Source organism: Acinetobacter sp. CAU_H_60 (genome assembly GCF_058599385.1).
This window is the reverse complement of record NZ_CM178653.1, coordinates 989,659-1,003,679: the sequence shown is the minus strand read 5'-3', so window position 1 is coordinate 1,003,679 and position 14,021 is coordinate 989,659. Positions and strand designations below refer to the sequence as shown.

Genomic DNA, 14,021 nt, shown 5'->3' with positions numbered 1-14,021 from the left:
TTGATATTGGGGCTTTTTTACACGATGAGGTTATGAAAATGTCATCTACTTGGATTGCGGGTCGAGGTTTAGGTCAGGCTGAAGAAAGTATCGATTATCCACGTCCAGACCGACTGGTTAAAGGCAATCCTAAACGCCTGACCCAGAGTGCCTATCAACATCCCAATATGGATTGCGGAACCTGGCAATGTGAAGTGGGTGCCTGGAATATTGTATTCGCTGAAAATAAACAGGAATTCTTTCAGGTAATCGAAGGGATCGTCCGTTTACATGATGCTCAGGGACAATCCTTTGTTGAAATCAAGGCAGGTGAAGCCGGCATTATTCCACCCGGTTTTATTGGCACTTTTGAAGTGGTTGAAGCCGTTAAAAAATATTATGTCGTGGTAGAAAGTTAAAAGATAAGTACGAATTCAATATCTTCATCAGTTAAGGAATTTTGCAATCAATTCCTTAACTTTTCTACTTATTCATTCAATTTCTTAAAATTTTATCCCTACATTCTTTTCAAAAAGTTGTCTTAATTAACCTGCTCCCCTTCTTCCAAATAAACAAATTGATGCTGCATAATTAATTTTCTAACTACATTTCCTGCCATGTTTAAATACAGACCTTTTGTTTGGAAGGCTGCATGATCCAAGTGTATAAATTCTGGAAACAGCCATGAGTAGAAAGCAGCCTGATCCGCCTAAACGCCCTTCACGTATTCATTCAAATAGTTTTGACTATAGTCTAGATTTTAAGAAAATTGATTTCCGTAAACGTCCGGACTTATACCGGATCGGACGCGGTGAGCAAGGCGTGCTTTTAGTGGAACCTTATAAGTCAGAAATTTTGCCCCACTGGCGTTTTGCAGATGCGGAAAAAGCCCGAGCCAGTAGTGAAAAAATTTATGCCCTGTTTCTGGAATATTTAAAACAGGAAGATTTTGTCGGGGCCGATATGGCACGCAAGTTTTTACAAATGGGTTATACTCGCGCCCGGCGTTATGCCAATCATAAAGGTGGCAAAAAATACGATGGGCCAGTTCCAGATGATAAAAATGGTTTAAGTGGTGCGCATGGGCGTGAAGAATTGCCGCGCAGTTCTGAAGATCCGGTTAAAGCTGCTGCAGCGAAAATATTTAAACAAAAATGGGATGAAGCCAAAGTCCATCCCGAATATGTGCGGCAAAAACAGCAATTTCAGGCTGCAATTCAGCAGCAAGCTTTAAATTAAACAGATGCTTTTTGTGCACCCTGAATTTGAGAAGGTTGCGCCAGATAGACCCGGTTACGCCCTGTATTTTTAGCCATATATAGTGCAGCATCTGCGGCATCCAGGAATCTTTGGTAATCTGGATGACCATCAAATAACGCACAGCCAATACTAACCGTGAGTCTGAATTGCTGCCCTTGAGCCGTATTGATCAAGCCATGCTCTACATATTTACGGATATTTTCAGCAATGTTCAGTGCACGTCTTTCATCGGAATCGACCAGCAGCAGCAGGAATTCTTCCCCACCGACACGGAATGCATAGTCACTACCCTGAATGTATTTCTGTAGAGCATCAGCAATAAATTTTAAGGCTAGATCACCAGCTGCATGACCATATTTATCATTAATGGCTTTGAAGAAATCGGCATCAATCGCTAGCAAGGATAATGGTGTCTGGTTATTACGAGAAAAGTTAATTTCACGTGAAATAATGGTATTTAAATAACGGCGATTCAATAACTGGGTTAACGAGTCATTTCCAGATTCGATGTAATCTGCAACCTGAAATAATTGATCGACCAAGTGCTGTATTTCACGGTTTAAGTCACGAATACTTTGAATCAGATTCAGCATCTGATCTTTTTCAGTACATTCCAGCACTGCCTGATTCAGCGTATCGATCTGATAAATTCGCTCGATAATTAAATCGACCTGATCAGAACCGGTAAAGGCATAAGACGCCTTATGAATAAACCATAAGCCAAATTCTGACTTGGACAGCATTTGATGTCTAATGCCTGTAGTGCCAGAAAAGACCTTGAACATCAGCTCATTTTCCCAATCCAGCAATGAACTGCGCTGTTTATCTTTTTGTACCGCAACATCCTGCATTGCAGAAAATACCCGGTAACTGTGCTTCATTTCCTGATTCTGGACGGATTTCGCCTCATAGGAACGACACATAATTTCTGTGGCAAATCCCATGATTTGTACAATATAGCTACAGGTAGTAAGCATGTTCGGCTGCGGATTTAAACTCAGCAATTCAAACATTTTGCGCTGAATTTCCCGTACACCGCGCATAATCAGCCAAGATGGAATCCCGACCCGCGCATGCACATGTCCAACGATATTCTGTTTTTGCACGGCTTCTGCATAACGCTTATTCAGCGCTACACTAAAACTTTCTGAAAGCCACTGATGTAAAGTATCGCGTAAACGCTGCTGAATCAGCTCATCAGTAAAATACTGAGATGCTTCTTCTTCCAGAAGCATATTTTTATAGAATTCTTCTACCAGTACCAAAGAGTGGTCTTGAATAAACTGAAATGCGTGTAGCAAATCATCCGATGAATAATTTTGACAGATATGCTCCCACCGCTCCGCCAGCATAGCCATACACTCATTATTCATATAACTTTTCCCGATACTTTGCGATTCGCAGTGATATTATGTGAAAAATACAACAATATTCAGGCATTTTAACCCAATTACTGAATACAATCTTTGATAATATCGGTAGAAGTCTCCGAACATGAATTTATTTTAAACATTCAAATATAAGTCATTTGATCTATAAACTTCATTTACTCAATATTCGAGGGTATGTTAGCCAAATTAAAAATAATGGACTAAGCCCAGACTCCATTTTTCCCAGTCTTTCGAGTCCTGTTGCTGATATTCCCAGCTCGCCCGAATGGCATTTTGTGTATTCCATGCATATTGCAGCTGGCTTTTTAATTTCAGCTGCCACTGATGGGAGTCTTCCCAATACGGTAATTCCACCTGTACCAGACTATTGATCTGATCCGTCCAGATATTCTGGCAACCCACCGTTGGCCCCATACCGATACGCCATCCTTTGTCTAGCGCTTTTCCGGCCTGCACATGATTTTGTAATTGCACATAGCAGAGATGTTCACGTGCTTCATTTGCCCAGCTATAGCCACCCTGAACCTGAAAATTGGCTACACCATGCTGCTGCTCGGTACTAAACTGGCCATGCTGATCCAGTGCTTCCTGTTTCCAGCCTAGATTAAAGCCCCAAGATAACGGCGCTTTAAATGCATTGATCGGGTTATAGGAATTCACTGTAAGTAGATCCAGGTGTTCCAGCTTCACGCGGTCATCACGATACTGCAATGCACCATCAAGGAATAATAATTGGGTTCCTGTACGCAGCCCGCCTTGCGGATCCATCAGGTCATGATAGGCCTGCCGGTGACCGATTTCGATGATTTTTTTGCCTTGAACTTCGCCGGTTTTAAGTGAGAAATTACGTGCTGCATGTCCTTGTACCGGATCAGTTTCTGGTGTCGAGACTTGCAGTCGCTGACGTTCAAAAGGCAGCTGGCTTCGCTGAATCAGAAGCTGACGTAATCTTGGCTGGGCAATTTTGGGATCAACTTTCTGACCGATAAACTGTAGGTACAGATCATCATAGGCCATCTCCAAAATTTTGGCCTGATCCTGTGTTGAATAAGATGCTAATAAACTTTGATCCTGATTCTGCGCTGCTAATGCTAATTCATGTGCTGTGCGGGCAAGTTTATGACCATGCTGTGCTGCCTGTGCATTCAGCTGGGTTTCCAGTGCCGGGCGATAGACTACATCTTTAATCAGTTTTTGTTGCTGAATCGCTTTAATGGTTTCCACGGGAATGGCAGCAACTTTAAATTTTTCCTGCAAGTTTGCTTCTGGCCGTACCAGATCAATCAAGCCTAATAAACGGTAAGCACAATTGTCCTGCACAAAATAGTAGGGAAACTGTACATGCTTCATTTCCCAGATATGCTGCACCAGAAATTGGGTTTCTTCTGGCGTTAAGGTGAGTTCATATTCCCACAGATCTCGACTTTCAAAATCACCATATTCTTTAACCTTACGATAATAAGGCATCAGGGAATATTCACCGGGATATTGCCCGGTTAAACCTTTCCAGGCATAGGACCAGCTCTGCTCTCCCTCAACCGTTGCAGCATAATTCACCGCATAAGAAACCAGTTTCAGTTCAGCCTGATCTTTGGGATCGAGTCGTAGCAAGGTATGCCCAAACATCGAGCTGGGATTACCCATAAAATCGGTGGCATAAATCAGGGTTGCTTTATACGGCTTGATCTCGGAAAGCCACTGATCCAGTTCTGAACATTCTGTTTTTGGCAATGCATCAGCAGGAATCTGCAGTTTCTGGATAAGAAATTGACTGCGTGCTGGGAAACGGCATTGAATAGACTGATCTGGTTCAGCCTCATGAAATAAAGCTTTAATATTCTCTGCAAGTTCTGCCTTTAAATTCTTTTGCCCTTCAGGATGATAAAAATAGCCGGCATAGCTAACTTCACTTTGCCCATTTTCACCTGCATACATTAAACGTTTCCAGGTGATGTCCTGATCAAGTCGCCGGTTTTCCGCCTGCTGGATATATTGTTCTGCAAGATTTGCATAAATAGTAGAACTAAAACAACTAATTAAAATGCTGGAACAGGTAAATACGCAGGACTTCATCTGAATCATGACTTTCTCATTTTTTGGACATAAAAAACCCTGCCATCAGACAGGGTTTTCGGGCAGATTAAACGTAAGCTTTCAGCACGTCGTCATTTGCCATCACTTGTTGCAGAGATGCCAAAACGTCTAGAGAAGTTTCATTTTCTGCTGCATAGATTTGAGAGAAGTTATTTTTAGATACGCTAAAGAAACGTGCCTTATCTTCAGATTTGATATTCAGCAATTCAGCCAGTACATTCAGGCTTTCACCTTCACCGACTGCCATATCACGTGCCAGCGCTTCAGCATTTTCATTGGTAAAAGTTACCACTTTTGCAGTAATTGTACCGGTACCGCTACAGCCTAAAGTACCAAAGGTAATACCGAATAACTGGTTAGCGAAGATACCATTCGTTGTTGCTGCCAGGATTTTTGGCAATTTACCTGATTGGCCTGCCCATACCTGAGTACCAATACCACAACCTGTGTCACGGTCAGCAAAAGCAGCTGTTGAACCGACTGCCAATACTGCAGCCAAAGCAATTTTTTTTAACATTCATCATTCTCCAGAAAAATTTTTATAAAGCTTTCTTGTTAATGCATTTTTGTGTATTTGTGATTACACGCTGTTAGATTATCGAGAAGTTAGACATATGGCAAAACAAATTTGCTCATTTTTTCATCTTTAATATTCTGTGCATTCATCAGCGATTTTAGCTTTTCAGCTTCCAGTTTCCTTGCTGATCACGAATACCTAAAATCTTCATTACTAATACCAGACTTAACAATAACAGCAGATACCAGGAACCCAGTTTGCCCCAACCAACCATGTGCCATTTTTCTACTTGGCTTGGATATAGCCAGATCTGATAAAAGGTACTGATGTTCTCTGCCACCCAGATAATGAAAGCCAAGATCAACAGGACAGGTAACATCGGCAGCTGAAAAGCATGCTGATTCAGCTGAAACCGGATTCTGGTTTTCCAGAACATTACTACGCTCCCGACAAATAACAGCAAGCGATAGTCCGGAATGAAGAATTTGCTCATAAAGTTGATGTAGGACAAGACTGCCAAAGCCAGCATATGGCTAAATTGTGGCAATTTTTCAAATGAAACTTGGTATAAGCGTAAGGAACGTGCAAAAAAACTGCCGACAGCCGAATACATAAAGCCGGCAAATAAAGGCACAGTCAGTATTTTAAAAATTGCAGGTTGCGGATATTGCCAGGATGCAATCGCCGGATGGGTCAGGAAAATTTCCATGACCATCGCCATGATATGGAACAAGGCAATTACTTTGGCTTCGGCCCAGGATTCCAGTTTGGTATAGAGTAATACCACCTGAATCAGTAAAGCAAAAAATAATAGATAATCATAGCGGTAGAAACCGTAAAATAGTTCACTACCCATCGATGCGGTTTGTGCAAAAGCAAGCAGGAGCAGAATCCCAAATAAGGCAGCCGAAGCTGCCTTATAGGTAAATTCAAACCCTGATTTAAAAAAGTCGATCAAGGTTTACATCCTAAAGATATTTAGCGCTGTACTCATGTACGGTATCAATAAATACTTTAGGATTGGCTGGATCCACCCATTGGGTAATGCCATGACCTAAGTTGGCTACATAACCGGTTTTTTCACCGTTGGCATAGGCATCATCCAGCATCAGCTTGGTCGCTTTAGCAATCGCGTCCGGAGTACCATATAAAGTTGCTGGATCAAGATTACCTTGTAGCGCAGCACGACCTGCAACAGTCTGACGCGCAACATTGAGCGGTGTGGTCCAGTCCAAACCAAAAGCATCTGCACCGGTCGCAACCATTGGCTCTAGCCATTGACCGCCACCTTTGGTAAACAGAATCACTGGAATCTTGCGGCCATCTTTTTCACGTTGCAAACCTGCCACGATTTTTTGCATATAATTAAGTGAAAATTCAACATATTCACGATGTGCAAGTGCCCCACCCCAGCTATCAAAGATCTGTACTGCCTGAGCACCGGCATCGATCTGGGCATTCAGATATTCAGTCACAGCATCTGCTAAACGTTCTAATAAAGCATGCAGAACTTCTGGCTGTGCGTACATCATGTTTTTAGTGAAACGGAAGTCTTTGCTCGAACCCCCTTCAACCATATACGTCGCTAAGGTCCACGGGCTGCCAGAGAAGCCGATCAATGGTACTTGCCCACCCAAAGCCGAACGAATGGTCGACACCGCATTCATTACATAATCAAGGTCAGACTTGGCATTAAATTTGGGTAAATTAGCCACATCCTGTTCAGTCCGCACAGTTTTGTGGAATTTCGGACCTTCACCTGCTTCAAAATACAGGCCCAGACCTAAAGCATCCGGAACAGTCAGAATATCCGAAAATAAAATGGCCGCATCCAGCTCATAACGGCGTAAAGGCTGTAAAGTCACTTCACAGGCAAATTCAGTATTTTTGCAAAGAGAAAGGAAATCCCCTGCTTTGGCACGTGTTTCTCGATATTCTGGTAAATAACGGCCTGCCTGGCGCATCATCCATACAGGGGTAGTATCTACAGGTTCACGTAACAATGCGCGCAGAAAACGATCATTTTTTAAGGTCGTCATTCACTTTCCTATCTATCTTTGATATTGCCCACATCATAACAAAATGACTGCATTTTGAATAACTTCTCATGACTTTAAAAACCGATCATGTTAAGTGATCAAATGTGAGGAATTACACAAAAGAACTACTGCATCTCCACATTTTTTCTGTAATACTTATAGTGTTTTTTCACATAGTTAACGAAATATTTTTAAGGTTGAGTTACATGTTCGTTCGCACAATGCTCGCTGTGAGTCTAGGTTGCATTTTCGCAGGTACTGTTTTCGCTGCGTCTACTGCTGAACAACCATTAAACCCCCAAGTTGTCACTGATGTTGCGGTTCAGGATCCGATTGATCCTTTAGCGACTGAAGCTTCGGCAGCACAAGCAGAAACTCGAATTAGTGCTCAAGAACAACAAGATCTGAAGAAAGCTTCTGAAGCATTAGATGTATTACAAGATACTGAAGACCAGACTGCCAATATCGGTGCTGCTCCAACCACGACTAAAGCACCGACAAATTCTGCTGCTGCAAAAGCATCTTGGACTTTAGACGGCCTTAATAATGCAAGCTGGTATGAAGATATTGGTAAAGGCCAATTTCCGGTATATGCACGTGCGCATGTCATGTTGAATAATGCCCATGCTTCTCCAGGTGCGATTGACGGTACTAGCGGTAAAAATACCTTGAAAGCGATCGCATCTTTCCAGCAAATGAATGGCATTAAACCAACAGGTACGTTGACTCAGGAAACTTGGGATGCCCTATTGGCTAAACAAGGATCTAAGCCTGCTTTTGTGGAATACACTATCACTGAAGAAGACTTAAAAGGTCCTTATGCCGAGTCTATTCCTTCTGACTATGCCTTACAGGCAAAAATGAAAGGTCTGTATTACACTCGCGTAACTGAAATGTTGGGTGAAAAATTCCATATGGATGAAGACTTTTTGAAAAAGTTAAATCCAAAAGCTACCTTCAAAAAAGCTGGGGAAAAGCTGATTGTTGCTAATATCCGTAATGAAGTTCCTGAAGATATTCATTTAATTGTGGCGCATAAAGGTGCTAAACAGCTTTATCTGTTCAATAGCCGGAACCAGATGATTGCTTCTTTCCCTGCAACGATTGGTAGTTCGAGTACTCCATCGCCAACAGGAACTTATAAAGTGACTGGCGTAGCGAAAAACCCATGGTATAGCTACTCACCATCTAACTTTGTTCAAGGCAATAACAAGAAACCACTTTCTTTACCACCTGGTCCAAACGGTCCTGTAGGTAATATCTGGATCGGTTTAAGCAAAAAATCATTTGGTATTCACGGCACACCAAATCCATCTGCAATCTCTAAAACTGCATCACACGGTTGTATCCGTTTGACTAACTGGGATGCGAATGATTTAGGCCGTAAAGTGAAATCAGGTGTAACAGTCCGTTTCCTTGAATAATCTTTATTTAAATACCTAAGCCCGCTTACGAGTGGGCTTTTTTATATCTGCTTTCTTTTATATCGTTGCAAAAATGCAATGATCTGTCGCCTGTTTATGATTTTTTAAGAATTAAAACAACGGTATGATGATCTCAAGTTAAAAATTAAAGTGAGATAAATCCATGAAAGCTTTTCTGCATCCAAGTGAAAATCGTGGTCATGTAAAAATGGGCTGGCTGGAGTCTAAGCACAGCTTCTCATTTGGCAACTGGTACAATCCGAACTATATGGGCGTGAGTGCATTACGCGTTATTAATGATGATCTGATTGATGCACATCAGGGCTTTGGTACCCATCCGCATGACAATATGGAAATTCTGACCTGTGTATTGAAAGGTACGATTACTCATCAGGACAGTATGGGCAATCATGGCGGCATTACCGCAGGTGAATGGCAGCTGATGAGTGCTGGAACCGGTGTACGTCATAGTGAAATGAACCAGGGTGATGAACAGGTGCATCTTCTGCAAATCTGGATCATTCCGAATGAACGTGATGCTCAGCCAAATTATCAGCAAATTCGTCTGGATGCAAAAGAACAACCGAATCAATGGCATTTAATCTGTGGACCGAATGACAATGCACCCATGCACATTCGTCAAAATGCAGAAGTTAAAACCGCAGTGATCCATCAAGGCCAAAGTCTAGATATTAAGGCAACCCAGCATATCAATTATGTACATGTGATTTCTGGCTCAGTACAAATTGCAGAATATACAGTTGAAGCTGGTGGCGCGATTGCCTTTATAGATGACGCAGAGATTAAAGCAATTGAAGATGCGCAAGTGATCTGGTTTGATTTACCAGAAGCTGCTCATTAAAACTCCTATTTATATTCAGTCTATGCCGACTCATCATTTTGATCAGTCGGCATTTTTATAGAAAACATATAAAAATAAAAGTGATTCATCCTTTATAAGGATTTGAACTTCAATATACCACTATACAAATTAAACCAATTCACATCAGTTTTTTACCGAACAACAGCAAATTTTGGGCGAAGATTAATCAGATCCATTCTGATTGGATCAATATAGCGAATGGCTGTTCTGGTCATTATCTTGTATAGGTTAAAACAGGTGTATGCACCTTTCCATTTATTCTAAATAAACCGAAGAGCACATCTAATGAACCAGATTTTAGAAATCCAAAGCAGCCAGCAACAAGCTCTGCACTTTTTATTAAATTTTTTAAAACAGCAGCAATATCAGTTTACCGCCATTACGCCACTTTCCCATCAACGGATTCTTGATCGCAAAAGAAGCGAAAAAAATAAACAGAAAACTCTACAGGATATTTTTGGCTGGAATCTGGAATTTACAATTACCGATCTTGATCCTGTTCTTTTTTCATTATTGTTAGAACATCAGCTTCTAGAAGTTCAGGATAATGCATATAAAAGTCTGATCAGAGTCGCTTCACTCGAAGACGAATTATTTATTCACTCAGCCTTTCCCACCACCCAACAGGACGCTGTTTTTTTTGGTCCTGATACTTACCGTTTTGCCTATCATTTAAAGCAGTATTTATCTTGCCAGGCCAATTCTTTTAAACGGGCGGCTGAAATATGCTGTGGCACTTCTGCTGCTGCAATTCATATGGCTAAACATTTTCCAGATCATGAGGAAATCTTTGTCGCAGATCTGAATCCGAAAGCCCTTCTCTATAGCCAGATTAATATCGACTTTTCAGGTTTTGATACGATTCATCCTGTACAAAGTAATTTATTTTCTGGTCTTGAAGGCCAGTTCGATCTGATTTTTGCCAATCCTCCTTATTTAATTGATCCAGATCAACGGCAATACCGTCATGGAGGCAATGAACTGGATGGTAATGAATTGTCTTTTAAGATTATTAAACAGGGTTTACAGCGACTCAGTCCAGATGGACGTCTATTTTTATATACTGGCGTCACTATTTGTCAGGATGGCAATCGCTTCTTGCAGCATCTGGAAGCTTTGATGAAACAGCATCAAAATATTGACTGGTCTTATGAGGAAATTGATCCGGATATTTTTGGTGAAGAATTAGAGCAACCTGCTTATCAACATGTAGAAAGAATTGCGCTGGCCTTACTCAAGTTCGAAGTCAAAACTGATAGAACATGAATTTTCAGCTGGGATTGAGGCAATTTTTAAACTGCGGCCTAATTAAAACAAATAAAAATTAACTCAACCCGCATCACATTAAATACTATTCTTAATAACTATTTATCATTAAAAAACATATACTTAAATTAAATATTAGTTCTATTTTATTACCACTTACTTCTATAATTCTCATCTGATATTTACGACAACTTTAAAAATAATGTCGTCTTTTTGGTTATACCTTGGGGAAAATTGTGGAAAGAAATTATTTGAGGTTGAAAACAGCCTTACTGACCTTATCGTTATCGATGAGTCTGATTGCCTGTGGTGGAGGTGGTAGTAGCGGAACATCTTCTCCAGCAGAAACACCAGATTCTGCTGTTGATCCACCATCAACAACTCATCCACCTGATAACGAGGAATCATCCCCCTCACCTGTAGAAACACCTGATGGCAGTACACCACCTTTAAATCCACAAACGCCAACAACCACCCGGATTAATAAGGCATTAAGTACAGGTGATGCCCGACCTTTGATTCAGCAAGATTCCGCTACATTGCTAGACTGGGCCCTGCAGCTCGCCAAGCAACAACAAACATGGCAAAAGGGTTTAATTAGCTCACTCTATACCAGTTCAAATGGCAAAGTTTTGCAACCTCAACTGCAATTTACGCCAACTGCTTCAATTAATCTTTATCCTTATGATTTAAGTGCAGCTTTGCCAATCGCAGTTTCAGATCAAGCCTGCGGCTGGAATTTAAGTCAGCAGGCGAATAAAGGCTGTGGTCTGGGAGTCGCATCACAAATCGGTAAAGGCCGTGCGCTGGCTTTTGGCCAGAATATGCTTGGGGGGATCTCAGCGAATAGTCCTGACGTGGTAGATTTTGCACCCGTGCTCAACAATGGTTTTCGCTGGCTATTGACGGGGAAAACACAAGCACAGCCTAAACAAGAACTTAAACTTACCGTGAATGGCCTGGCACAAACCAACCTGAGCATGATAGAAAATTATTTTGCCCAGCATTTAGGGGTTAAAGTTACCTTTCTACAATGTAATGTACTGGATCAAACCAATACCTGCTGGAAAGATGCTGATCTGATGATTTTAGGCAGTAATATTGGCGCCAATAATTTTGAATCCAGCTTGATTCAGGAATATCTGGAGGCAGGTAAGCCAATATATTTCCAGGCAATGGGTTATAACGTCACTACACCGATGGAAAAAATCTTTTCGGCATTAAAGATTGAAACCAATAATAATTACTGGCGTGGCCAAGATACTTTACTCATGTCTTCAGGACGTTCCATCACAGATCAATGGAATAAAGTGAATGACATTGATAGTACGATCCAAATGCTGGAATATTTCAAGTCACCAAGTGCGGCACGTCTAGGTGATTTAAATGCCAATAATCCGTTGATTCAAACCATCAATAAAGCTTCTACCAATCTACAAAATTTAAATGCACAAGGCATTACTGCATTTAGCCAAAAAAATAATAATCAGATTCTAAAAGCTTTGGTGTTATTGGCAGATCTCTGGCGTCCAGGCGTGAATTACAGCGGACTGTCGAAAAATAGTGATACTCTGACTTTTATGCGTACGTATGCCAGCGACTCCTGGACGGACTATAAACGCAAAACCACATTGGTGAATCCAAATGGTGCTGGCGATTATATGCCAGCATCTGCACAAAACATGGCTGTCAGTACTCAAGCTGAAACCATTACCGTGACCATTCCGCAAGGCAGCGGAATTACCGCAATTGGTCGTGCCAGCATTCCGGGCAAACCTGTCAGTATTGAGATTGTTGATGCTCAAGGTGCACAGCTTTCAGTCCAGACCAGCTATTTACGTGCCTGGGGCAATCCCTTTGATGATAGCGGCTATAAACGTCCTCGCCGCCCCAATAGTTTCACCGTGAAATTAGACACCACTCAAAGCAATGACTTTATCAGTCCGTTCGGTGGACCATTGATGTTGAATTACAGCAATGCCAAAGCAGGCTCTGTGGTGACCTTAAAAATCAAAGGTGCAGCAAAATATGCGCATTATGATTTTACTCAAACGATCACTGAAGCGGATATTAGCGAAGCAACCAGCATCCTGCAAAGTAGAAACTTCGGCTGGAACACTTTTAAATTTGTTGGTGGTGAAATTCAACAGACCAATGACTATGCTTTAAAAGCCATTGGTGATCGATCGGCACGTACCTATGTGGATCAGATTAAGGGCGTAATCTTTGACAGTAACCACATTGCCAACGGTTATAACAACATGCCGCTGGATAGCAGTACGGCACAGCGTTGTAATGAATTAGGCTGGGATTGTACCGGCACAGTTCATCGTGCACCGAATGTTCAGCATTTTGTGGGCTGGATTGCGACCTGTGGCTTCCTGTGCTCAGGAAATCCATCAGATGGGTCAACTGGCATTGATACCGGTTGGGGCTGGGTACATGAACTGGGACATAATACTGTTCAGGATGTCTTAACCATGGTATTCCCTTCTACTGAAACCGGAATAACTATTGGTTGCGTAGTGGAATGTAATAACAACATTCTGGCAGGCCTAAGCATGATGCGTAAATATCATCTATATGCTCAGGACAGTAATGGCAGCAACTTCCGCCACCCAACCTTATATGCCAATATCAAGGATACACGAAGTCTTGGTCTGTCAGGTGAGGTACAACGTGCCGCCATGGAAAAACGCTTATGGCAAGATGGCTATCATGTATCGATGCAGGCCTTCCATATCCAGATGGCCATGAACTATACCCGTTTACATCAAGGTAAATCGCGACCTGATCTTCAGGGAGTATTTGAATTTATACGCTTACTGAATACGGCGCAACGTTTATATAATCAGATCGATTTAAGTAAAGCTTCTCAAGCAGATAAGAATAAACTGGGACTAGGCGCCTTTAATGCGAAAAACATGAGCCGCCCTGACCTGATTTATGTGCTCAGTTCAAAAATCATGGGCTATGACCTTAAAGATTTCTATGCACTTTATGGCTTGCCTGTCACTGCAACCGCACATGCTTCAGTCGCCCTGCTTAATCTGCCTACCGCACCTTTGTATTTCTATGCGCAACCGGATGGCGGCTCAAATCGCCTGGCAACAGGACAATGGCTCACCATTCCAACGCATGGCCCTGTCCCTAATTATCCTTACTAAT

The 14,021-nt window shown here is 41.8% G+C and carries 11 protein-coding genes; 6 read left to right on the top strand and 5 right to left on the bottom strand.

All coding sequences use genetic code 11. From position 1 onward, the window contains the following. The first annotated feature begins 38 nt into the window (after window positions 1-38). Window positions 39-398, top strand: a complete 360-nt coding sequence (locus AC4MBN_RS04620) for a cupin domain-containing protein (RefSeq protein WP_491875985.1) — start codon at window positions 39-41, stop codon at window positions 396-398. A gap of 265 nt (window positions 399-663) precedes the next feature. Beyond that, window positions 664-1,218 carry a DUF4385 domain-containing protein gene (locus tag AC4MBN_RS04615; protein WP_419363422.1) on the top strand — a complete coding sequence of 185 codons (555 nt, stop codon included), beginning with the start codon at window positions 664-666 and terminating at the stop codon, window positions 1,216-1,218. On the opposite strand, the gene AC4MBN_RS04610 is transcribed toward AC4MBN_RS04615, so the two are convergent. From AC4MBN_RS04610 to hemE, 5 genes are all read right to left on the bottom strand, one after another. Next, a complete protein-coding gene (locus AC4MBN_RS04610; protein WP_491880745.1) occupies window positions 1,215-2,612 on the bottom strand; it encodes a diguanylate cyclase in 1,398 nt (465 codons plus the stop codon). The two genes, AC4MBN_RS04615 and AC4MBN_RS04610, sit on opposite strands and share 4 nt — an antisense overlap. Before the next feature lie 204 nt (window positions 2,613-2,816). After that, window positions 2,817-4,703, bottom strand: coding sequence for an Lnb N-terminal periplasmic domain-containing protein (locus tag AC4MBN_RS04605; protein ID WP_491880940.1), 1,887 nt, complete (start codon window positions 4,701-4,703; stop codon window positions 2,817-2,819). Between the two features lie 67 nt (window positions 4,704-4,770). Further along, window positions 4,771-5,241, bottom strand: coding sequence for a DUF3015 family protein (locus AC4MBN_RS04600; RefSeq protein ID WP_347454358.1), 471 nt, complete (start codon window positions 5,239-5,241; stop codon window positions 4,771-4,773). A gap of 157 nt (window positions 5,242-5,398) precedes the next feature. Then, window positions 5,399-6,199 carry a DUF817 family protein gene (locus AC4MBN_RS04595; RefSeq protein WP_491880744.1) on the bottom strand — a complete coding sequence of 267 codons (801 nt, stop codon included), beginning with the start codon at window positions 6,197-6,199 and terminating at the stop codon, window positions 5,399-5,401. Window positions 6,200-6,209: 10 nt separating this feature from the next. Beyond that, on the bottom strand, window positions 6,210-7,280 hold the full coding sequence (gene hemE, locus AC4MBN_RS04590; RefSeq protein WP_419374416.1) for a uroporphyrinogen decarboxylase: 1,071 nt from the start codon (window positions 7,278-7,280) through the stop codon (window positions 6,210-6,212). A 206-nt stretch (window positions 7,281-7,486) separates the two neighbouring features. Here hemE and AC4MBN_RS04585 point away from each other — a divergent pair, with 206 nt between their 5' ends. The 4 genes from AC4MBN_RS04585 to AC4MBN_RS04570 all read left to right on the top strand — a co-directional run bounded on the left by AC4MBN_RS04585 (window position 7,487) and on the right by AC4MBN_RS04570 (window position 14,020). Beyond that, on the top strand, window positions 7,487-8,704 hold the full coding sequence (locus tag AC4MBN_RS04585; protein ID WP_180104617.1) for a L,D-transpeptidase family protein: 1,218 nt from the start codon (window positions 7,487-7,489) through the stop codon (window positions 8,702-8,704). A 163-nt stretch (window positions 8,705-8,867) separates the two neighbouring features. Next, complete coding sequence (locus tag AC4MBN_RS04580; protein ID WP_491880743.1) at window positions 8,868-9,566, top strand: pirin family protein; 699 nt, start codon at window positions 8,868-8,870, stop codon at window positions 9,564-9,566. A gap of 306 nt (window positions 9,567-9,872) precedes the next feature. Continuing rightward, window positions 9,873-10,853 (top strand): methyltransferase, encoded by a 981-nt coding sequence (locus tag AC4MBN_RS04575; protein ID WP_491880742.1) that lies wholly within the window; start codon window positions 9,873-9,875, stop codon window positions 10,851-10,853. Window positions 10,854-11,104: 251 nt separating this feature from the next. Next, a complete protein-coding gene (locus AC4MBN_RS04570; protein WP_491880741.1) occupies window positions 11,105-14,020 on the top strand; it encodes an ImpA family metalloprotease in 2,916 nt (971 codons plus the stop codon). Window position 14,021: the final 1 nt, after the last annotated feature.